Source organism: Arthrobacter sp. NPDC097144, from assembly GCF_044762205.1.
Lineage (GTDB): Bacteria > Actinomycetota > Actinomycetes > Actinomycetales > Micrococcaceae > Arthrobacter_B.
In genome coordinates, this window is the sequence record NZ_JBIWDW010000002.1 from 388,328 (window position 1) to 410,396 (window position 22,069).

At 63.5% G+C, this 22,069-nt stretch carries 20 protein-coding genes; 16 read left to right on the forward strand and 4 right to left on the reverse strand.

Features of this window, described 5'->3' with window-relative positions; all coding sequences use genetic code 11:
- Positions 1-141: 141 nt before the first annotated feature.
- The 8 genes from ACIQXM_RS05490 (at position 142) to ACIQXM_RS05525 (ending at position 9,107) form a co-directional block, all read left to right on the forward strand.
- A complete protein-coding gene (locus ACIQXM_RS05490; protein ID WP_400928723.1) occupies positions 142-1,191 on the forward strand; it encodes a PhoH family protein in 1,050 nt (349 codons plus the stop codon).
- Positions 1,188-1,661 carry an rRNA maturation RNase YbeY gene (gene ybeY / locus ACIQXM_RS05495; RefSeq protein WP_400928726.1) on the forward strand — a complete coding sequence of 158 codons (474 nt, stop codon included), beginning with the start codon at positions 1,188-1,190 and terminating at the stop codon, positions 1,659-1,661. The genes ACIQXM_RS05490 and ybeY overlap by 4 nt, the downstream gene beginning before the upstream one ends.
- Entirely contained in the window at positions 1,658-2,995 is a 1,338-nt protein-coding gene (locus ACIQXM_RS05500) for a hemolysin family protein (protein ID WP_400928729.1), read from the forward strand. Before ybeY ends, ACIQXM_RS05500 begins: the two co-directional genes overlap by 4 nt.
- On the forward strand, positions 2,988-3,917 hold the full coding sequence (gene era, locus ACIQXM_RS05505) for a GTPase Era (protein ID WP_400928732.1): 930 nt from the start codon (positions 2,988-2,990) through the stop codon (positions 3,915-3,917). Before ACIQXM_RS05500 ends, era begins: the two co-directional genes overlap by 8 nt.
- A 124-nt stretch (positions 3,918-4,041) precedes the next feature.
- A complete protein-coding gene (locus ACIQXM_RS05510) occupies positions 4,042-5,571 on the forward strand; it encodes an LCP family protein (protein ID WP_400928735.1) in 1,530 nt (509 codons plus the stop codon).
- 166 nt (positions 5,572-5,737) lie between these two features.
- On the forward strand, positions 5,738-7,480 hold the full coding sequence (gene leuA, locus ACIQXM_RS05515) for a 2-isopropylmalate synthase (protein WP_400928737.1): 1,743 nt from the start codon (positions 5,738-5,740) through the stop codon (positions 7,478-7,480).
- A gap of 76 nt (positions 7,481-7,556) precedes the next feature.
- Positions 7,557-8,309, forward strand: coding sequence for a DNA repair protein RecO (recO, locus tag ACIQXM_RS05520; protein ID WP_400928740.1), 753 nt, complete (start codon positions 7,557-7,559; stop codon positions 8,307-8,309).
- A gap of 3 nt (positions 8,310-8,312) precedes the next feature.
- Positions 8,313-9,107, forward strand: coding sequence for an isoprenyl transferase (locus tag ACIQXM_RS05525; RefSeq protein WP_400928743.1), 795 nt, complete (start codon positions 8,313-8,315; stop codon positions 9,105-9,107).
- On the opposite strand, the gene ACIQXM_RS05530 is transcribed toward ACIQXM_RS05525, so the two are convergent.
- Positions 9,104-10,105 (reverse strand): alpha/beta hydrolase, encoded by a 1,002-nt coding sequence (locus tag ACIQXM_RS05530; RefSeq protein WP_400928746.1) that lies wholly within the window; start codon positions 10,103-10,105, stop codon positions 9,104-9,106. The genes ACIQXM_RS05525 and ACIQXM_RS05530 overlap by 4 nt on opposite strands.
- Positions 10,106-10,209: 104 nt before the next feature.
- Here ACIQXM_RS05530 and ACIQXM_RS05535 point away from each other — a divergent pair, with 104 nt between their 5' ends.
- The gene (locus ACIQXM_RS05535) at positions 10,210-11,289 is read left to right on the forward strand and encodes a quinone-dependent dihydroorotate dehydrogenase (RefSeq protein WP_400928749.1); all 1,080 of its coding nucleotides are present in this window, start codon (positions 10,210-10,212) and stop codon (positions 11,287-11,289) included.
- Between the two features lie 141 nt (positions 11,290-11,430).
- Here ACIQXM_RS05535 and ACIQXM_RS05540 read toward each other — a convergent pair whose 3' ends face one another.
- Entirely contained in the window at positions 11,431-12,030 is a 600-nt protein-coding gene (locus ACIQXM_RS05540) for a DUF3043 domain-containing protein (protein WP_400928751.1), read from the reverse strand.
- 150 nt (positions 12,031-12,180) lie between these two features.
- On the opposite strand from ACIQXM_RS05540, the gene ACIQXM_RS05545 reads away from it, so the two are divergent.
- The 7 genes from ACIQXM_RS05545 (at position 12,181) to ACIQXM_RS05575 (ending at position 19,153) form a co-directional block, all read left to right on the forward strand.
- On the forward strand, positions 12,181-13,590 hold the full coding sequence (locus ACIQXM_RS05545; protein ID WP_400928754.1) for a dipeptidase: 1,410 nt from the start codon (positions 12,181-12,183) through the stop codon (positions 13,588-13,590).
- Positions 13,591-13,764: 174 nt separating this feature from the next.
- Positions 13,765-14,163 carry a HesB/IscA family protein gene (locus ACIQXM_RS05550; protein ID WP_400928757.1) on the forward strand — a complete coding sequence of 133 codons (399 nt, stop codon included), beginning with the start codon at positions 13,765-13,767 and terminating at the stop codon, positions 14,161-14,163.
- Positions 14,164-14,373: 210 nt separating this feature from the next.
- Positions 14,374-15,228: a cytochrome c oxidase subunit II gene (gene coxB / locus ACIQXM_RS05555; RefSeq protein ID WP_400928760.1), complete on the forward strand. Its 855-nt coding sequence runs from the start codon at positions 14,374-14,376 to the stop codon at positions 15,226-15,228.
- 9 nt (positions 15,229-15,237) lie between these two features.
- Positions 15,238-16,959 (forward strand): cytochrome c oxidase subunit I, encoded by a 1,722-nt coding sequence (gene ctaD / locus ACIQXM_RS05560; RefSeq protein ID WP_400928763.1) that lies wholly within the window; start codon positions 15,238-15,240, stop codon positions 16,957-16,959.
- The gene (locus ACIQXM_RS05565; protein ID WP_400928766.1) at positions 16,956-17,357 is read left to right on the forward strand and encodes a cytochrome c oxidase subunit 4; all 402 of its coding nucleotides are present in this window, start codon (positions 16,956-16,958) and stop codon (positions 17,355-17,357) included. Before ctaD ends, ACIQXM_RS05565 begins: the two co-directional genes overlap by 4 nt.
- Positions 17,358-17,607: 250 nt before the next feature.
- A complete protein-coding gene (locus ACIQXM_RS05570; protein WP_400928769.1) occupies positions 17,608-18,405 on the forward strand; it encodes a GntR family transcriptional regulator in 798 nt (265 codons plus the stop codon).
- Between the two features lie 187 nt (positions 18,406-18,592).
- On the forward strand, positions 18,593-19,153 hold the full coding sequence (locus tag ACIQXM_RS05575) for a hypothetical protein (RefSeq protein WP_400928772.1): 561 nt from the start codon (positions 18,593-18,595) through the stop codon (positions 19,151-19,153).
- A 126-nt stretch (positions 19,154-19,279) separates the two neighbouring features.
- On the opposite strand, the gene ACIQXM_RS05580 is transcribed toward ACIQXM_RS05575, so the two are convergent.
- Both ACIQXM_RS05580 and ACIQXM_RS05585 read right to left on the reverse strand, forming a co-directional pair.
- Positions 19,280-20,965 carry a cytochrome bc complex cytochrome b subunit gene (locus ACIQXM_RS05580; RefSeq protein ID WP_400928775.1) on the reverse strand — a complete coding sequence of 562 codons (1,686 nt, stop codon included), beginning with the start codon at positions 20,963-20,965 and terminating at the stop codon, positions 19,280-19,282.
- Between the two features lie 2 nt (positions 20,966-20,967).
- Positions 20,968-21,999 (reverse strand): Rieske 2Fe-2S domain-containing protein, encoded by a 1,032-nt coding sequence (locus ACIQXM_RS05585; RefSeq protein WP_400928778.1) that lies wholly within the window; start codon positions 21,997-21,999, stop codon positions 20,968-20,970.
- Positions 22,000-22,069 lie beyond the last annotated feature (70 nt).

Here is a 22,069-nt window from a genome sequence, read left to right on the forward strand (position 1 = left end):
GACACGCCTGGATCTTCACACCGTTGCAAGCACACACTGTTACCAGCAGACTCTGCTTCTGCAACACTTCGTTTCCAGAACATACTGCTTCAACAACACACTCTGCAAAGGGGCGATGAAAGGCCTGGGAAGGCCGAACATATGACTGAATCCTCAGGAATTGGCACCATCGGGCTGGATCGCCAGACCATCATCTTTGATTCCACGGAGCACATGGTCCAGTCGCTGGGCGCCAATGACGAGGCACTCAAGATCATTGAGGCCGCTTACCCGGAGGCCAGCCTGCACGTGCGCGGCAATGAGCTTTCGATTTCTGGTCCGGCCCCGGTGGTTGAACTGACCCTCCGTCTCGTCAACGAAGTCCGGGTGCTTGCCCGCAGCCAGACCAAGGTCACGCCGCAGCTCCTGGAGCAGCTGATCACCATGCTCCGGGACCAGAGCGCCCAGCGCCCTGCTGAGGTTCTGACCCAGAACATCCTCTCCACGCGCGGCCGCACCATCCGGCCCAAGACGCTGAACCAGAAGAACTACGTGGACGCCATCGATGAGAACACCATTGTGTTCGGAATCGGCCCGGCCGGTACGGGAAAGACCTACCTCGCCATGGCCAAGGCGGTGCAGGCGCTCCAGCAGAAAGAAGTCAGCCGGATCATCCTGACCCGTCCCGCCGTGGAGGCCGGAGAGCGCCTGGGCTTCCTTCCCGGAACGCTCAGCGACAAGATCGACCCCTACCTCCGTCCGCTGTATGACGCACTGCACGACATGATGGACCCCGATTCCATCCCGCGGCTCATGGCAGCCGGAACCATTGAAGTTGCTCCGTTGGCGTACATGCGCGGCCGCACCCTCAATGACGCGTTCATCATCCTGGATGAGGCCCAGAACACCACCCCCGAACAGATGAAGATGTTCCTGACCCGCCTTGGCTTCGGCTCCAAGATGGTGGTAACCGGAGACGTGACGCAGGTTGACCTGCCCGGCGGAACCGCTTCCGGACTGCGGATCGTGCATGACATCCTCGGCGACATTGATGACGTGCATTTCTCCGAGCTTTCGGCGTCCGACGTCGTCCGGCATTCCCTGGTGAGCAGCATCGTCACCGCGTACAGCGAATGGGATGAGTCGCGCCGCGGCAGCGCGCAGGGCTCCGCCCCGGCCGGCCGCGGTGCAGGACGGGGAACCGCCAAATGAGCATCGAAGTAAACAACGAGTCCGCGGTTGCCGTGGATGAAGAGGAGCTGTCCCGGCTGGGACGCTTCCTCCTGGAAAACCTCTACGTGCATCCGGAAGCGGACCTGTCCATCATCCTGGTGGACGAGGAAGCCATGGAAAAGCTCCATATCGAGTGGATGGACATCCCCGGTGCCACCGACGTGCTGTCCTTCCCGATGGACGAGCTGCGTCCCGGAGTTCCCGGCCGTCCGACGCCCGCGGGAGTCCTCGGGGACATCGTGCTGTGCCCGCAGGTGGCTGCTGAGCAGGCCAAAACAGCCGGCCACAGCACGCAGGATGAACTGCTCCTGCTGACCACCCACGGCGTGCTGCACCTGTTGGGGTACGACCATGCCGAACCCGAAGAGGAAAAAGAAATGTTCGGCCTGCAGCGTGAGCTCCTGTCCTCCTACCTGGGTCATGACGCCCCGAAGGAGACCCGCAGTTGAGCGTTGCCCTGCTGATTTTCATGGCCGTGGCTTTCATGGTCCTGGCCGGGCTGCTGACTGCGGCGGAATCCGCCTACGGCTACCTGCCGCGGCATGAAGCCGAGGCTCTGCTGCACGGCAAGTCCGGCAAACCGCTGCGCAAGATCCTGCAGCACCCCGTAGCGCACATGCATGCGCTGCGGTTCTGGCGTGTCTGGTTTGAAATGGCCACCGCCGTCTCGGTGGCCACCCTGTTCCAGATGCTCCTGGACAACATCTGGCTGGCCGGCCTGCTGGCCACAGTGGTGATGGCCGGTATCGGGTTTGTCCTGGTGGGAGTTTCCCCGCGGCAGATCGGGCGCAAGCACGTCACGGCCGTCGTGGTCCTGACAGCAGGCATGGTGCGCTTCCTGCGGGTGGTCCTGGGCCCGGTTCCCGGCTGGCTCGTCCGGCTGGGCACCGCCGTGGCCCCCGGCACGCAGGGGCCGGACGCGGCCTTCTTCACAGAAGAGGAGTTCCGCGAACTGCTGGACCGCGCCTCCGAGGCGGACATGATCGAGAACACCGAGGCGGAGCTGATCCACTCGGTGTTCGAGCTCGGCGACACCAAGGTGCGCTCCGTGATGGTGCCCCGCACGGACATGGTCTGCATCGACGCCGGATCCAATCTTCGGCAGGCCATGTCGCTCTTCCTGCGCTCGGGCTATTCCCGCGTTCCGGTGATCGAGGACAGCGCAGACCAGATTCTGGGCATCCTCTATCTCAAGGATGTGGCTGCCCAGATGCATTCCAACCCTGCGGAGGCCTCCGTCAGCCGGGTGGAGGATTTTGCCCGCGGCGTCCGCTATGTGCCGGAGTCCAAGGCGGTCAGCGAACTGCTGCAGGAACTCCAGCGTGAATCCACCCATGTGGCAGTGGTCATCGATGAATACGGCGGCACCGCCGGCCTGGTAACGCTTGAAGACCTCATCGAGGAAATCGTGGGCGAGATCGTGGACGAGTACGACTCCGAGCGCCCCGAAATTGAAAACCTCGGCGAAGGCCGTTACCGCATCAGCTCCCGCGCCGGCATTGACGACCTCGGTGAACTGTTCGACGTCGACCTTGAAGACGACGAAGTGGACACCGTGGGCGGCCTGCTGGCCAAAGCCCTGGGCCGGGTGCCGATCGTTGGCAGCGAAGTGGTGATCGACGGCGTCGTCCTGCACGCCGAGCGCCTGGAGGGCCGCCGCAACCGGGTGTCCCACATTATTGCCTGGAAACAGCCCGGCGACACAGACACAGATATATCCTCCGACGACGGCAGGTCATCCTCCCGCGTCGCCTCAACAGAATTGGTACCACGCAATGACTGATCCACAGTTCCGAGCCGGCTTTGTCTCCCTGGTCGGCCGGCCCAATGCCGGCAAGTCCACGCTGACCAACGCCCTGGTGGGGCAGAAGGTTGCCATCACGTCGGCCAAGCCGCAGACCACCCGGCACACCATCCGCGGTATTGTGCACCGCGATGACTCCCAGCTGATCCTCGTGGACACCCCGGGGCTGCACCGTCCGCGGACCCTGCTGGGCAAGCGCCTGAACGACCTGGTGGCTGACACCCTGGCCGAAGTCGACGCCATTGGATTCTGCCTTCCGGCCAACGAGGCCGTCGGCCCGGGCGACCGGTACATTGCCAAGCAGCTTGCCGCGCTCAAGAAGAAGCCCGTGATAGCACTGGTGACCAAGACGGACTTGGTGGACCGTGCCGCGCTGGCCAAGCAGCTGATGTCCGTTACCGCACTGGGCAACGAGGTCCTGGGCGAAGCCGGCTGGGCCGACGTCGTTCCCGTCTCCGCTGCCGACGGTTTCCAGGTGGACACCGTGGCCGAGGTCCTGGCCGGTTACATGCCGTCCTCGCCGCCCCTGTACCCGGACGGAGAACTGACGGACGAGCCCGAGGCCGTCATGGTGGCCGAGCTCATCCGCGAAGCCGCCCTGGAGGGCGTCCGGGATGAGCTTCCCCACTCCCTGGCCGTGGTGGTGGATGAGATTGTTCCGCGCGAAGGACGCCCGGACGACAACCCGCTGCTGGATGTCCGCGTCAACCTCTACGTTGAGCGGTCCTCCCAGAAAGCCATCATTATCGGCAAGGGCGGCGCGCGGCTGCGCGAAGTCGGCACCAACGCGCGCCTGGCCATCGAAGCACTGCTGGGTACCCGGATTTACCTGGACCTGCACGTCAAGATCGCCAAGGACTGGCAGCGCGATCCCAAGCAGCTGGTCAAATTGGGGTTCTAGCTTCAGCTGCTGAGCCCGCCCCTGACTACGTTTTTCAGGGCCGCCGCGTACACTTTGAACAGTCGCTGACTGCAACACTGCCGTTTAGCAAGACCTAATCCGAATTCTTGAAGGGGACCGGCCCATGTCATTTCGCCCTGCCGACACGGGTGCCGGTGCCTCCGGAAACTCTGCTTCCGGATCCAAGGTGCCGTCCGCCCCGGGCGGGCGGCACCTAGGCCGCAGGAAAGCCCCGCACCCCGTGCTGCGGGCAGTTGCCCTGATCCTGTCCCTGACCCTGGTCTCCGGACTGGTGTTCGTGGGCGTGCAGCTGGTCCGGCTGCAGCAGAACTTCGAGACAAAGCCGCTGAACCTGGGCTCCAACCAGGAATCCGCCGCCCCCGTGGATACCAACACTGATCCGCTCCAGATCCTCATCCTGGGTACGGACAACAGGGAGGGTCAGGACAGCAACAACTCCGACGTCATGATGCTCGCCAACATGTCTGCGGACCGCTCCCACGTCACGGTGGTCAGTTTTCCCCGTGACCTGCTGGTGCCGTTGCCCGAATGCAAGGATCCGGAAAGCGGAAACACCTACCCCGCCGTCGAGCTGGGCCAGCTCAACGGCGCTTTGGGGAACGGCGGACCGGGCTGCACCGTCGCGGCCATCAACGAACTTACCGGCCTCAGCATTGACCACTTCATGATGGCGGATTTCAATGCCGTCAAGGAACTGTCCAGCACCCTGGGCGGCGTGGAAGTGTGCGTGAACCAGCCCATCGAGGACGATCTGTCCGGACTCAGCCTCCCCGCCGGGGTCAGCAGCATCAAAGGCGACCAGGCACTGGCCTTCCTGAGGACCCGCCACGGCTTCGGCAACGGGGGAGACGAGGGCCGCATCCGCGCCCAGCAGAGCTTCCTGGCCTCGATGGTCCGCAAGGTCAATGATGAAGGCACACTGAACAACCTTCCGAAGCTGTATTCCATTGCGGAAACGGTGACCCGCAACCTGACCGTCGACAAGGACCTGACAGACGTTTCCTCGCTCATCGCCCTGGCCGGACGGCTCAAGGAAGTCGACCTGAGCCGGGTCGCCTTTGTCACCGCTCCGGTGGTTCCGTACGAGTATGACAACAACCGGCTGGTCCTGGATGAAGCAGCCGCGCAGCCCCTCTTTGAAGCGCTGGTGGAGGACCGGGACATTACCGAGCCCGAGCCCGAACCCGCGCCGGAAAGCACTTCGCCGGGTGAAACGCCCGCACCGCCCGCTCCGGTGGAGGAAGCTCCGCTCTTCTCGGCGGCCGACATCCCCGTAACCATCCTCAACGCCACCGGGAACGCCAAGGGTTCCGAAACCCGCGACAAGGCCCTTGCCGCACATCTGCTGTCGCAGGGGTACACGCAGGCTGTGGCCGGCGGGCAGACGGACGCAGCCAGCCCGGCCACGCAGATCTTCTACGCCCCCGGATACCTCGAAATGGCGCAGCAGGTGGCCGAAGCACTGCGCATCCCCGCTGTCCAGGTGGTTGCCAGCAACCTGGTTCCCGGTGTCAGCGTCCAGGTGGGCCAGGACTTCACCAGTGGAACCGCCATGCCGGATGAAGGCGACGTTGGCGGTTTGTCCGGCCAGACAGCAGCCCAGGTTACGTGCCAGAGCGCCTTTGGCAATTAACAATTGGGTAGGGTCCACCTGCACTGTTAGGGTGGTCACGTGCGCGCAGAGCTCCTTCTCCTTAGCTGCCGTGGCGAGGCCATAACTTACGTATAGGCCGCCCCTCGCTGCGGAGTTTGTGTTGCCCGGCCGCTCTTCTGATCTCCTAGAAAAGGCCCCACCAAACATGCGAAATGCACAGCAGCCCTCGGGAATGCCCGTCTCCAAATACACGCCGTTCCAGGATCAAATCAGTTTTGAACTCCCCGACCGGACGTGGCCGGACAAAGTCATCACCAAGGCCCCGCGCTGGTGCGCGGTGGACCTGCGGGACGGCAACCAGGCCCTGATCGACCCCATGACGCCGGACCGCAAGCACAAAATGTTCGATCTCCTGGTGCAGATGGGCTACAAGGAAATCGAGGTGGGCTTTCCGTCCGCGTCGCAGCTGGACTTCGACTTTGTCCGCCAGCTGATCGAGGGCGACCGTATCCCGGATGACGTCACCATCCAGGTCCTCACCCAGTCCCGTGAGCACCTGATCGAGCGGACCTATGAATCCCTCGAAGGTGCGGACCGCGCCATCGTCCACCTGTACAACTCCACCTCCGTGCTGCAGCGCAGGGTCGTGTTCAACACGGACCAGGATGGAATCGTGGACATCGCGCTCACCGGAGCCCGGCTGTGCAAAAAGTATGAAGAGCAGCTGCGCGGCGTGGACGTCACCTACGAATACTCACCCGAGTCCTACACCGGCACCGAACTGGACTTTGCCCTGCGCATTTCCAACGCCGTCGCCGAAGTCCTCGAAGCCTCACCGGACCGGCAGATGATCCTGAACCTGCCCGCCACCGTGGAGATGGCCACGCCCAACGTGTACGCGGACTCCATCGAGTGGATGCACCGCAACCTGGCCAACCGCGATTCCATCATTCTGTCCCTGCACCCGCACAATGACCGCGGTACCGGCGTGGCCGCAGCGGAACTGGGCTACCTGGCCGGTGCCGACCGGATTGAGGGCTGCCTCTTCGGCAACGGGGAGCGTACCGGCAACGTGGACCTGGTGACCCTGGGCATGAACATGTTCAGCCAGGGCATCGACCCGGAAATCGACTTCTCCAACATCGACGAGGTCCGCCGGACCGTCGAGTACTGCAACCAGCTGCCCGTGCCGGAGCGTTCCCCGTACGGCGGTGACCTGGTCTTCACGGCGTTCTCGGGTTCCCATCAGGACGCCATCAAAAAGGGTTTCGAAGCCATGGAGAAGGATGCTGCGGCCGCCGGAACCACGGTGGACGGCATTCCCTGGGCGGTTCCCTACCTGCCGATCGACCCGAAGGACATTGGCCGCAGCTACGAGGCCGTGATCCGGGTGAACAGCCAGTCCGGCAAGGGCGGGGTGGCCTACCTGCTCAAGAACGAGCACAACATGGACCTGCCGCGCCGCGCCCAGATCGAATTCTCCGGCGTTGTCCAGCGCCGCACCGACACTGCCGGCGGTGAGGTCACCGGAGCTGAACTGTGGAAGGTGTTCCAGGACGAGTACCTGCCGCACACGCCGGAGTCCGACGGCGAACCCTGGGGACATTACGCTCTGTCCTCGGTCAACGCAGACACCGCTGAAGACGGCTCTTTCAAGCTGACCGCTTCCCTGCGGGCCGGCGGCGTGCAGCAGAACCGCACCGCGTCGGGAACCGGCCCGATTGATGCGCTGCTGAAGATCCTCAGCGAGGACGGCATCGACGTTCGGCTGCTGGACTACACCGAGCATGCGCTCTCGGCCAGCGGGAACGCTGCCGCGGCTGCCTACGTGGAACTGGCCGTGGGGGAGCGGGTCCTCTGGGGCGCGGGCATCGATTCCAACACCACCATGTCCGCGCTCAAGGCCGTGATTTCGGCCGTCAACCGGGCAATTCGGGACCGGGCCTAGGCTCTGAGGCCGGCACACCCGGGCCGAAGGGTCCGGGTGCGCCGCAGCAGGGGCAGGCCGTGGGAAAATAGGAGACGTGGCAGGAAAATCATTTGCTTCCCGGACCTACCGGGACGAGGGCGTCATCCTGCGCACCCACAAGTTGGGCGAGGCTGACCGCATCCTGGTGCTGCTGACCCGCAGCCACGGACAGGTGCGGGCGGTAGCGAAGGGGGTGCGCCGGACTTCGAGCAAGTTCGGTGCCCGGCTGGAACCTTTTATGGTGGCTGATCTGCAGCTCTCCTCCGGGCGCAACCTGGATATCGTCACCCAGGCGTCAACTCTCGGTGCGTACGGGCACGGAATTGTGTCGGACTATGCCCGGTATACGGCGGCCGCCGCCATCGCCGAAACAGCAGAGCGGCTCACCGACGTCGACGGTGAGTCCGCCAACGCCCACTATCATCTGGTCATCGGGGCGCTGGCAGCACTGAACCGCGGAGCGCACGCTCCCGAACTCATCCTGGACTCCTACCTGCTGCGCGCGCTGGCCACTGCCGGCTGGGCGCCGAGCTTCACCGTCTGCGCCCGCTGCGGCGCACCGGGACCGCATACGGCCTTTTCCGCAGCTTTGGGCGGCGCTGTTTGCTCTGCCTGCCGCCCGCCCGGCTCTGCGTCGCCGTCGCCGGAAACCATGATCCTGCTGGCTGCGCTGCTCTCCGGAGACTGGGCCACCGCCGACGCCGCAGGTCAGCAGTCCCGCCGCGAGTCCGCAGGCCTGGTGGGCAGCTATCTTCAATGGCACCTGGAACGGGTCGTCAAGTCACTTCAACATGTGGAGCGTGTCTAAGTTTTGGCTGCAAAGTCCCCCTCGCCGGCCCGTCCTGAACCGCATCCCTCAGGAGCTGTTCCGCCGCCGGTACCTGCAGATCTGGTGCCCAGGCACGTGGCGATCGTCATGGACGGCAACGGACGCTGGGCCAACCAGCGCGGCCTTCCGCGGACCGAGGGGCACCGCGCCGGTGAAGCTGCGCTCCTGGACGTCATGGCCGGTGCGGTGGAGATGGGAATCCGGCACGTCTCCGTGTATGCCTTTTCCACCGAAAACTGGAAACGGTCGCCGGAGGAGGTCCGCTTCCTCATGGGCTTCAGCCGGGACGTACTGCGCCGCCAGCGGGACCAGCTCAGCGAATGGGGCGTGCGGATCCGCTGGTCCGGCCGGCGCCCCCGGCTCTGGCAGTCCGTGGTGAAGGAGCTGGAGATCGCTGAAGAAGCGACCAAAGACAACACGGTATGCACCCTGAACATGTGCGTGAACTACGGCGGCCGGGCGGAGATCACCGACGCCGTGTCGGCCATTGCCGCAGACGTAGCGCGGGGCAAGCTGCGTCCGGGATCCATTAGTGAAAAGACCATCCAGAAGTACTTGGATGAACCGGATCTGCCGGACGTGGATCTGTTCCTGCGGACCTCCGGCGAGCAGCGGCTGTCCAACTTCATGCTCTGGCAGTCCGCCTACGCGGAGATGGTCTTCATGGACACCCTGTGGCCGGATGTTGACCGCCGAACCCTCTGGGAAGCAGTGGAGATTTATGCCCGCCGGGATCGGCGGTACGGGGGAGCGGTGGATCAGGCCGCTCCGAACTAAGCCTGCACGCCTTTCTGCGGCTGCAGGACAAAGGCCCGCGACCACTGCTCGAGCTTGCCGTAAACGCGCCGCCGCACCGGCAGCGCCGAGAGCAACACGTCGTGCAGGGCATCGGCGAACCGGAAAACCGTCACCTCAGGGCCCAGCAGCAGTCCGCGCTGGACCATGAGGTTAACATCGAGGACGCTGTCCGAGGTTTTCATGGCCTCGGTCCAGGAGACGGCCACCGTTGAGGTTGCCGACGCCATCAGCAGCACCGGCACCCGGATATCCAGTCCCCGCGCCACCTGGGCGTGTCCTGTGAGCACCGCCTTGATCCAGCCTGCCCGGACCGGCCAGCTGGACGGCGGCCTCATCCCGGGCTGCAGATCCCATTCGCCGTCTGCCTCACGGCTGATGCTGCGCCAGTAGTTGGTAAGCTCAGGGACCTTCAGGCGGGCCTTGGGCCGCAGCCGGGCCAACGGCTCCAGCAGCCCGGCAGCGGCATAGCGGACAATCCACGAGCCGCGCAGTTCCAGCCACGGACTGTTCAGGATCAGTGCTTCAATACGGCCGGGATTCCGATGGGCCCACAGTGAAGCAATCAGCCCTCCCGTGGAGTGGGCCATGATGCTGAGCCGCACCGGGGCATCTGCCCCGCGGCCGGAGCGCAGATGCTCGGTCAGTGCGGAAATCGCCGCCTCGATGTCCGCGTCATACTCCTGCAAACTGGTGATGTAGCCCGGCGTTTGCCCGGGCCGCAGGCTGCGGCCGTACTTGCGAAGGTCAAGCGCGTAGAACGCTGCTCCCAGCCCGCTCCAAAACTCTGCCAGTTCGGTCTGGAAAAAGTAGTCGGTCCAGCCGTGGAGATACAGGACAGCATGAGCGGGTACGGTCGGCGGCTCCGGGGTGTGGGCGACCAGTGTGGCTGTCACCGGTCCTTCGTCATCTTCACCGAGTTCCAGCGTTAGGAACCGGTAACCGTCGCCCAGAAAATCAGGTTTCCACGCAGCACCCATGCCCCTATCCTCCCCTAACCGGGGTGAACCGGCCTGTAAAAGTGCCGCAAACCCCTCACGACACCTGATTTGGTCCCGGGGCATCGCAATGGAAGCATGAAATCATGCGTCTCTACCCCGCCTTCTTTCGTGTCGTATTTGCCGGCATGGACCCCGAAAAGGCCCACCGAATCGGATTCGACCTGATCAAGCTGTCCGCGACTACGCCCGCCGGCCCGCTGATGAGGCGGCTGATGCGGCCGTCGCCGTCACTCCGCGTCCGTGCCCTGGGGCTGGACTTTCCATCTCCGTTCGGTTTGGCTGCGGGCTTTGACAAGGAAGGCTCCGGCATTGTTGCGCTGACCAACATGGGCTTCGGGCATGTGGAGGTGGGCACCGTCACCGGCCGCGCGCAGCCCGGCAATCCCAAGCCCCGGCTCTTCCGGCTGGTCGAGGACCGCGCAGTGATTAACCGGATGGGCTTCAACAACGACGGCGCCGCCGCCGTCGCGCCCCGCGTGGCACGTGCCCGTGCGGCGCTCCGCAAGACCTGGGGAGCCGGCAGGCCCGTCATCGGCGTCAACATCGGCAAGACCAAGACCGTGGATCTGGCCGACGCAGTGGACGATTATTTGATCAGCACACGGGAGCTGGCCCCGCAGGCCGACTACCTGGTGGTCAACGTGTCCTCGCCCAACACCCCCGGGCTGCGGCAGCTGCAGAACATAGATTCCCTGCGCCCCCTGCTCATTGCTGTGCGCGAAACGGCGGACGGCGCGGCAGGCCGGCATGTGCCGCTGCTGGTAAAGATCGCCCCGGACCTCACGGATGCGGATGTCGACGACGTGGCGCGGCTGGCCCTGGACCTGGGGCTCGACGGCGTCATCGCCACCAACACCACCATCACCCGCGAAAACCTCGTCACCGACCCGCACCGGGTGACGGCCTGCGGGGTCGGCGGACTCAGCGGAGCTCCGCTGCGCGGCCGTTCCCTTGAGGTGCTGAAGCGACTGCACTCGGCTCTTGGCGCCGACGGCCCCGTCATCATCTCGGTGGGCGGCGTGGAATCGGCAGCCGACGTCCGGGAGCGCCTTGCGGCGGGAGCCACCCTGGTGCAGGGTTACACCGCTTTCCTCTATGAGGGCCCGTTCTGGGCTGCCCGGATCAACCGGCAGCTTGCCCGCACCCTGAAGAAGAAACCCTGACGTCGGGAAGACAACCTGAGGTCGAAGAATAAGCCCAGGCATTTCGCAGAGCCTGGGCACCAAGCACAGCAGAAGAGCCGCTCCGGCAGGAGCGGCCCTTCTGTTTGACGCAAGTATGAGGTTATTCGACCTGCAGGCGGCCTATGCGGGCTTCTGGCCTCGCTTGACCTGGGCTTTGGGAAGACGGAAACGCCGCAGCTGGATGGAGCGGGACACTCCGTACCAGACGTCACCCGGGTTGGGGCCGTCAAACTTCTCATTCAGACGGCGGCGGATGATCGCCCGCAGAATGAAGCTGTCCACTACAACCGCAAGGATCAGCACCCAGAAGGCCAGCATGACGATGCTCTGCACGGTAAGGTCCTGGATGAAGCTGACCAGCACAAAGACAAGGGCGGCGATCATGACAAACTCGCCGATGTTCCAGCGCGAATCCACTACGTCCCGGATGAACCGGCGCCGGGGTCCCTTGTCGCGCAGGGGCAGGTAGCGCTCATCGCCGGTGTCGAGGGCAGCGCGGGTCCGCAGCCGCTCCTCACGCAGAGCCTCGCGGCTGGCGTTCTTGGCTGCCTTGCGGTCCGTGGGGACCAGCGGGCGCTGCCGGGCAGCAACCTGGTCCCGGCGCTTGGGCGTGGGAGTTCCCTTCCCCGCGGCCGTACGGGCTGAGCTGGCTTGGGCCGCCGCAGCAGCCTGGTCCACAGTTTCCTGCGCGGTGGGCGCTTCATTCTTTCGTCCGAACACCTTTAAAGGATACCTTGGTGCGGCCGGACGCCGCCCATCAGCCCGCTGCCGTGACCCGCGGGAGAACCGGTGGGCCGCGAAGATCCGTCTTCCGTGCCGGAGAACGTTACGGACGGCCGCGGACCGGCAGCCCGCATGTACTGTTTTGTTATGACTTTGAATTCAGAATCTTCTTCTCCAGCCGTGGACGTTGATGCCCTCCGGTCCGCGGTGGCCGCAGATTTCCCCCGCACGGTGGAACAGCTCAAGTCCCTCGTTTCCATTCCCGGGATCGCCTGGGCCTCCTTTGACCCGGAGCGGTTGAACGAGAGCGCCGAAGCGGTGGCCGGCCTGATCCGCGGAGCAGGGCTTTCCGACGTGCAGATCCTGCGGGTGGACAACAACGGCAAGCCCGGCGGTCCCGCCGTCGTCGCCCGCCGTCCGGCGCAGGCCGGCAAGCCCACCGTCCTGCTCTACGCCCACCACGATGTCCAGCCGCCGGGCGATCTGTCCCTGTGGGAGTCGGAGCCCTTCACTGCCACCGAACGCAACGGGCGGCTCTACGGCCGGGGCGCAGCAGATGACAAGGCCGGCATCATGGCCCACATCGGCGCCATCCGCGCCCTGGATGAGGTACTGGGCGAGAATTCCGGCGTCGGCATCACGCTCTTCATCGAAGGCGAGGAAGAAGCAGGTTCGCCTACGTTCCGCGATTTCCTCGAAACGTACCGCGACCTGCTCGAAGCGGACGTCATTGTCGTGGCTGACTCCGGCAACTGGAAGGTGGGCGTACCCGCGCTGACCACCAGCCTGCGCGGAGTGGTGGACGGAACCTTCGAAGTCCAGGTGCTGGACCACGCCGTGCATTCGGGAATGTTCGGCGGACCCGTGCTGGATGCGCCCACCCTGCTGGCGCGGTTGATCGCCACTCTGCACGACGACGCCGGAGACGTGGCAGTCGAGGGCCTGGTTGCTTCCGACACCGCCGCCGTGGAATATGACGAGGCGGACTTCCGTGCCGATTCCTCAGTGCTCGACGGCGTTCAGCTGGCCGGAACCGGATCCATCGCTTCCCGGCTCTGGACCAAGCCCGCCCTGGCCATCATCGGGATGGACGTGACTGCCGTTGATGTGTCCTCCAACACCATTGCCCCCAAGGCACGTGCCCGGTTCAGCCTCCGCCTGGCCCCGGGACAGGATCCCGCAGCGGCCATGGCCGCCGTCGAGCGCCATGTCCTGGCCCACGCTCCCTTTGGTGCAAAGGTCACCTTTACCCCCGGTGAACAGGGCCAGGCCTTCGCCACCGACACTTCGGCCCCCGCTGCCCGCACCGCTCTCTGGGCACTGCGTGAAGCCTGGGACGGAGTGGAGCCGGTGGAATCGGGCATGGGCGGGTCCATTCCGTTTATTGCCGACCTGACGGAGCTGTTCCCTTCGGCGCAGATCCTGATCACCGGCGTCGAAGACCCTGATTCGCGCGCCCACAGCGCCAACGAATCCCTGGACCTGGGTGATTTCCGTAACGCCATCCTCGCTGAAGCGCTGATGCTTGCCAGCCTGGGACAGGTTTCCGGTTCCTAACGGATCCTCTGACGGAAGAGTCAGTGCAGCCGGGCCCGGGAAATCTTTTCGGGCCCGGCTGCGTTGCGTTTGGGTGTAGGCACAGACGTACCATTGAGAAGGACCTGGCCCGGAGCCTTCGGGGGAGCGCAACTGCCCTCCCGTGCACGGTCCAAGCGAGGAAAGAGAGAAGCAATGAGCACTTCCACCAGCGAAACCGGCACCAGCGTGGACACGGCGGCAACGGCCCCGGACACTGAGCTGCCCACCCACGAAGTTGCCCTCTCCGAGATTGCTGCCGGCAAGGTCCGCAGCCTTCTGGAGCAGGAAGGCCGCACCGACCTTAGGCTCCGCGTGGCCGTCCAGCCCGGCGGCTGCTCGGGCCTGATCTACCAGCTGTACTTCGATGAGCGCGTCCTCGACGGCGATGCCGTGCGGGACTTCGACGGTGTTGAGGTCATTGTGGACAAGATGAGCGTGCCGTACCTGTCCGGTGCGTCCATCGACTTCGAGGACACGATTTCGAAGCAGGGCTTCACCATCGACAACCCCAATGCAGGCGGCTCATGTGCCTGCGGGGACTCGTTCCACTAAGCTGCGTTCCAAGGCCCCGTTCCACTGACGGGGCCTTGTAGCCGGAGGCCGTGGAATCACGGTATTTTGCCGGGACGCGGTGCGGTCTGTCACTGGATGGCCACGCGTGCGGGTAAGCTCTACACGTAGTAGTAAAACTGATCGTGCGCAGTGGGGGATTCGTTTGCCCTGCTGTGCCGCACTTGCACGTAACAAGAGGAAGGGCCGTCTGTGAGTTCGCAGGACCGAACCAGCAGCCGACGCGCCAGGATCTTTAAGATCTCAGCCGTAACGTCGGCCGGCGCGTTGTTTTTATCGGGTTGTTCGTCAGAAGTCCAAAGAGGCTGGTTGCCCACGGAGCGCGACATGACCAACCACACCGGCCGAATCATGGACCTCTGGGTCAATTCATGGATTGCGGCGCTGGCGGTTGGCGTGCTCACCTGGGCACTGATCCTTTGGTGCATCATTGCTTACCGGCGCAGGAAGAATGAGACCGGCTACCCCCGGCAGCTGAGCTACAACCTGCCCCTGGAAATCTTCTATACAGCCATTCCGCTGTTCATGGTGCTGGTGCTCTTCTACTTCACCGACCAGGACATCCGCGCCATCAATGAGCGCGTAGATGATCCCGACGTCGTTGTGGACGTCCGCGGAAAGCAGTGGTCCTGGGACTTCAACTACGTCAATGAGGACAAGTACGACGTCAACGTCCAGGTGAACCTGGACGGCACGGAAAAGACCGAGGCAGATATGCCTACCCTCTACCTGCCGGTCAACCAGACCGTTGAGCTTCAGTTGAATTCCCGCGACGTGCAGCACTCCTTCTGGGTTCCCGCCTTCCTGCAGAAGATGGACCTTTACCCGGGACGCACCAACTACATCAACCTCACTCCCGGAGTTGAGGGCACCTACGAAGGTAAGTGTGCGGAACTCTGCGGCGAGTACCACTCGGAAATGCTGTTCAACGTCAAGGTGGTTTCGGAGGCCGAGTACGACGCGTACCTGGACACCCTGCCCCAGGGCCAGGCCGGCGCCGAGTATGACCGCGTGTACAACTCAGAATCAAGCGAAGTAAGGAGGTAGGAGGAAGCTGTGACTACTCTCGAATACACTTCGGAAGATACTCAAGTTGCACCGCGCGTCGTCCCCGTCTCCAAGGGACGCATCATCGTCAGTTGGATCACCTCCACTGACCACAAGACGATCGGCTACATGTACCTGATCGCATCATTCATTTTCTTCTGTCTCGCAGGCGTGATGGCCCTGGTCATCCGCGCAGAGCTGTTTGAACCCGGCATGCAGATCCTGCAGACCAAGGAACAGTACAACCAGCTGTTCACCATGCACGGCACAGTGATGCTGCTCATGTTCGCAACACCGCTGTTCTCGGGCTTCGCCAACGTCATGATGCCGCTGCAAATTGGCGCTCCCGACGTTGCCTTCCCGCGGCTGAACGCCCTGGCGTTCTGGTTCTTCCTCTTCGGCAGCACCATCGCCGTTGCCGGCTTCATCACCCCGCAGGGTGCCGCTTCCTTCGGCTGGTTCGCCTACGCACCGCTGTCCAACACCACGTTCTCACCGGGCGTCGGCGGAGACCTCTGGGTCTTCGGCCTGGCACTGTCCGGTTTCGGAACCATCCTTGGTGCGGTCAACTTCATCACCACCATCATCTGCATGCGTGCCCCCGGCATGACCATGTGGCGCATGCCGATCTTCACCTGGAACACCCTCGTGACGGCAATCCTGGTCCTGATGGCCTTCCCGCCCCTGGCGGCAGCGCTGTTTGCACTGGGTGCGGACCGGCGGTTCGGAGCACATATCTTTGACCCCGAGCGCGGCGGTGCCATCCTGTGGCAGCACCTGTTCTGGTTCTTCGGCCACCCCGAGGTGTACATCATTGCCCTGCCGTTCTTCGGCATCGTCTCGGAGATCTTCCCGGTCTTCAGCCGCAAGCCGATCTTCGGCTACAAGGGCCTGGTTTACGCAACGATCGCCATTGCTGCTCTGTCCGTGACCGTGTGGGCCCACCACATGTACGTCACCGGCGCCGTGATGCTTCCGTTCTTCGCCTTCATGACCATGCTGATCGCAGTGCCTACGGGTGTGAAGTTCTTCAACTGGATCGGCACCATGTGGCGGGGCTCAATTACCTTTGAGACTCCCATGCTGTGGAGCATTGGCTTCCTCATCACCTTCCTCTTCGGTGGCCTGACCGGCATCATCCTGTCCTCCCCGCCGCTGGACTTCCACGTTTCCGACACCTACTTCGTGGTGGCTCACTTCCACTACGTGATCTTCGGAACCGTTGTCTTCGCGATGTTCGCCGGCTTCTACTTCTGGTGGCCCAAGTGGACCGGGAAGATGCTCAACGAGCGCCTGGGTAAGATCCACTTCTGGATGCTGTTCGTTGGCTTCCACGCCACGTTCCTGATCCAGCACTGGCTCGGCGTCATCGGCATGCCCCGCCGTTACGCGGACTACCTGCCGGAGGACAACTTCACTTTGATGAACCAGTTCTCCACCTTTGGTTCCTTCCTGCTGGGTGCCTCGATGATCCCGTTCTTCTGGAACGTCTACATCACCTGGCGCCACGGCAAGAAGGTTGAAGTTGATGACCCCTGGGGCTTCGGCGGATCTTTGGAGTGGGCCACATCCTGCCCGCCGCCGCGCCACAACTTCACCTCCCTGCCCCGCATCCGTTCGGAGCGTCCTGCACTGGACCTGCACCACCCGGAACTGCAGCAGAAGGTAACTGACGTCTCGGCCGCCGGCAAGGTTATGGGCGCTGCCGATCGCAAGGAGGCAGTCAAGTGAAGGTAGAGTCCAAGCTCTTCGCCTATATGGCACCGTTCTTCCTGGTAGTCGGCGTTGTCTACGGCTTCATGGTGGAGTGGATGGAACCGGTGGGCTACCTGGCCCTGTTCCTGACAGCTGCCATGTCCGCAATGATCGCCTTCTACATCGGCTTCACCGGCCGCCGCGTCGGTGCCCGTCCGGAAGACCGCCTTGATGCGGAAATCCACGAAGGCTCCGGCGAACAGGGCTTCTTCAGCCCCTGGAGCTGGTGGCCGCTTCTGCTCGGTGCATCCGCTGCAGGCGGATTCCTGGGCATGGCCGTGGGTTGGTGGGTCCTCTACATCAGTGCAGGCCTCGCGCTGATCGCACTGGTTGGCTGGGTATTCGAGTACAGCCGCGGAGCCCACGCCCACTAGGGCAACGGCAAGGCACAGATCAACAGCTAGAAACAGAACAACAGGCCGGAACAGAGCAATAACCGGCTTCGACAGAGGGTCCGCAGGAAACTGCGGGCCCTCTGTTCGTGTATCCGGGACCTTTCGCAAAGCAGGGCAGTAGACACGGCTGCAGGAATCAACAGCTATCCTTGGATGAGCATTTGATGAGCTGCAGCGCCAAGGAAAGGAACCGCATGCGCAGGATGACGGACTCCGGAACCTGGCAGAAATGACGGAGCAGGCCCTGCGGCGGTTGCCGGACGTGATCAGCGCTGGAGCGGGCGTAGCCAAACACCTGCAGCTCCAGGGCATCCTGCGAAAGTTCGTGGCGGAACACGCGGTAGCCGGTGCGGCCATTCCCTCCGAACGCGTGTTGGCCGACCACTTTGGCGTGGCCCGGATGACTGTCCGCCAGGCTATTGATGCGCTGGTGGCAGATGAAGTCCTGGAGCGGGTGGTGGGACTTGGGACCTTTGTCGCCCGCCCCAAGATGGACCTGCAGGTAAAACTCACCTCCTACAGTGAAGAAATGGCCCGCCGAGGCATGGTTCCTGACGCCCGCGTGCTGAGCTTCGAGCAGGTGGGCGCTTCCCATCTGGTGGCCCGGGAGCTGCAGATAGACCCCGGTACCCCGGTCATCCGCTTCCGGCGCCAGCTGCTGGCGGACGGCGAACCCATGAGCGTGGATGAAAACTTCATCCCGGCGGTGCATGTTCCAGGAATGCTCGAGGAAGAGCCTCCCACCTCGCTGTACCGGGTACTCAGCGAACGCTACGGAATGATGATGGAGTGGGGTGAAGACACCATCGAGGCCACGGCGGCGTCAGCGTCGATTGCCCGGCTGCTCAACGTGGAGCTCGGTGCACCGCTGCTCAAGATCCAGCGCCACGCCTATGTGTCCCGGTCCATGGTGGACTATTCGGTTTCCTATTACCGTGCCGACCGGTACAAGCTCTGGGTGCCCCTCCAGCGCCCGGGAATGCGTACACCGCGTTCCTACCACCCGGGACGGCATCCGGGCTCCTGAGGCGTCGCAGGGGAGCGGGAGAGTTGGGGCGGAGCGGCAGGAAGCCGGGCCCCCGTCCCGTCCCGGGGCCCTCGGCCGGCGATCGGCTTTCCGCAGGCCCTTGAGGCCGCACTCCAGACCACTTCGAGGGGCCGGCGCCGCCGCCGTGTCCGTCCACTGACCTAACACCAGCCAGGAAGGCTATCAAATGAGCATCAGCATCATGTACCACCGTGACGGCAAGGGGGTCCTGCATTTCCGTGAGGCCATGTACGACGAGGACTCCGAGGAGTTCATGCTTAACCAGGGCAAAGTCGGAAACATGGGGACCGGCAGTGCGACCGCCGGCGTGGACGAGGCCGCTGCCGAAAAGAAGTTTGCCGCCTTCGCTGCAAAGTCCGCCGAACTGGGGTACGCGGAGATTCCTGCCGAGGAGCAGCACTGGGTGGTTGCCCAGTATGCACTGAAGTCGGCTGAGGGCACGGAGCGTGACCGCTACCTTGAGCATAAGGCACGCACCACTCTTGCGTCCTACTTCTCCTGGCGGGGCCTGGGTGCCGTTGAGGAGAGTGAGTTCGCCCCGGGTAAACTCAACATCTTCATCTTGGCGCCGGACGTACCCAAGGCCGTGAAGGGGGTGCTGGTGGCCCTTCGGGACGCCAACCTTGACTTCACCAAGCTGAGCATCGGCTCCGCACCGGTAGCCGATACTTCACAGTGGAAGCGCCGCCACCCGCTTCCGGCCAAGCAGCCCTTCACTTTGGACTGAGAGCCCGGAACAAAAGAGCCCGGGGCAAAAGAGTCCGGGGCAAAAGAACCCGGACACGAAGGAAGGGAGCCGGCCAGCAATGCTGGTCGGCTCCCTTCCTTAATGTTTGGTTGTTATCCCATAGGACTACCGGTTCGTGATCGAAGCCTGGTCGTCCTCAACCGCTTCAATTTCTGCGGGTGACTCGTGGTGGTGCGCTGCTTCCAGCTCACTCGGAGTAACGGGTGCAACACGGTCTTCGAAGAAGAAGCGTGACAGTCGGCCGCGCAGCTTCTCCTTGCCGGAGACCTTGCCGCGGGCATCGGGCAGTGCCGGCGAGACCTGCGGGGATTCGAAGTCCACCAGCTTGTAGCGCTTGTACTCGTCCACAGGTTCGTGGACCTCGATGTACTCACCGTGCGGGAGGCGGACAATACGGCCGCTCTCCACACCGTGGAGCACAAGCTCGCGGTCCTTGCGCTGCAGCGACAGAGCGATGCGGCGGGCCACGGCGAAGCCGATCATCGGTCCGAAGATCACCAGGAAGCGCAGCCAGTACGTCACATCGTTCAGCGACACATGGAAGTGCGTGGCGATGAGGTCGGAGCTGGCTGCAGCCCACATGGTGCAGTAGAAGATGATGCCGGCAACGCCGACGCCGGTGCGGAACGGAGCGTTGCGCGGGCGGTCGAGCAGGTTGTGGACGCTCTTGTCCTTGGTCAGCCAGGCTTCAATCCAGGGCCAGGTGAACAGGAGAGTGAAAACGATGCCGGCCGGAACCAGTGCCGGGAACAGCACGTTCATGGAGAGCGTGTTGGTGCCCCACGGGAACGGAATGTTCCATTCCATCGGGATGTTGAAGATCCAGCCCGGCATCAGGCGCAGGGCGCCGTCAACCCAGCCGATGTACCAGTCAGGCTGGGTACCGGCGGACACGGGGGAGGGATCGTACGGTCCGTAGTTCCAGATCGGGTTGATCGTGAACAGGCCGGCGATGATGGCGATGATGCCGAAGACGATGAAGAAGAATCCACCGGCCTTGGCTGCGTATACCGGTCCAACCGGGTAACCCACCACGTTCATGTTCGTACGGCCGGGGCCGCGGAACTGGGTGTGCTTGTGGATGACCACCATGAAGAGGTGAATGGCGATCATCAGCAGGATCAGGGCGGGAACCAGCAGGATGTGCAGCATGTACAGGCGGCTGATGATGTCCGTACCCGGGAACTCTCCTCCGAAGAGGAAGAAGCTGATGTAGGTACCAACCACCGGAACTGCCTTGATAACGCCGTCGATGATGCGCAGGCCGTTGCCGGAGAGCAGGTCATCGGGGAGGGAGTAACCGGTGAAGCCGGCTGCGAGGGAGAGGATCAGCAGGACGCCGCCCACCACCCAGTTCAGCTCGCGGGGCTTGCGGAATGCGCCGGTGAAGAACACGCGGAGCATGTGCACGGACACGGCTGCAACAAACAGCAGGGCGGCCCAGTGGTGAACCTGGCGCATGAAGAGGCCGCCGCGGATATCAAAGGAGATGTTCAGCGAGGACTCATAGGCCACTGACATCTCAACGCCGTGCAGCGGTACATAGCTTCCCAGGTACTCCGTTTCCGCCATGGACGGATCGAAGAAGAAGGTCAGGAACGTACCGGAGATCAGCAGGATGACGAAGCAGTACAGTGCAACTTCACCGAACATGAACGACCAGTGGTCGGGGAAGACCTTGCGGCCGAACTCCTTGACCATTGCCGAACCGCTGACGCGTGAGTCAACGAAGTTGGTGACACGGCCCAAGCGGGTCTTGGGCTCGTAGGGAGTAACAGAGGGAACACTCATGGCTAGCCACGCTCCCAGTAGCTCGGTCCAACCGGTTCATGGAAATCGCTCGTGGCGATCAGGTAGCCTTCATCGTCAACGGCGATGGGCAGCTGCGGGAGCGGGTGCACAGCCGGTCCGAAAATGACCTTGCATTCCTGCGTGAGGTCAAAGGTGGACTGGTGGCACGGGCACAGCAGATGGTGGGTGTGCTGTTCGTACAGCGCGACCGGGCAACCCACATGGGTGCAAATCTTGGAGTAGGCAACAATGCCGTCTACGTTCCAGTCCTTGCGCTCGGGGGAGGGGTTCAGCGAATCCGGGTCCAGGCGCATGAGCAGGACAACAGCCTTGGCCTTCTCCTCCAGCTTGTGCTCGGACTCGTTCAGGCCCTCGGGGATGACGTGGAAGGCTGAGCCCAGGGTCACGTCCGAAGCCTTGATGCGTGTTCCGCTGGGATCACGGGTCAGGTGAACGCCTGCGTCCCACATGGTGTGGCGCAGCGTGTTTCCGGGCAGCGGACCCAGGTCGCGGAAAACCGCGATGGCCGGGAGCGGTGCCAGGACCATGGCTCCGAGGAGCGTGTTCCGGATCAGGGGACGGCGCTTGATGCCCGTCTCCTCGATGATGTCCCCAACCATCTTTTCAGCAATGACACGGTCTTCCTCGGGACGGATCTCATGCCGTTCCTCGGTGATTTCGTGGTCCGGCATGAGCGTCTTGGCCCAGTGCACAATACCGAGGCCGATGCCGAGCATCGCGAAGGCGGTGCCAAGGCCCAGGAGCAGGTTCTGCACCCGGATGTCGGCAATGGTGTGGCCGCCTTCGAGCTTGATCCCGAAGTACCCAACGAAAAACACGAGCGTACCGATGATGGAGATGACGAACAGTGCCGCCACCTGCCGCTCGGCGCGCTTCTCAGCCTGGGGATTCGTATCGGCCAGGCGAGGGCGGTGCGGAGGAAGCCCGGGATTCCGGAACTTCTCTTCGTCGCCCTGGCCAGCCGTAGCGACGGTGCCCGAGGTGTTCGGACTGCCGTGACTATGGTCGCCCATGATCCCCCTCATCCTTCTCTTGAAACTGCATTTATAGACCTATGTGTAACTGTGATGTCACCCAGGTGGG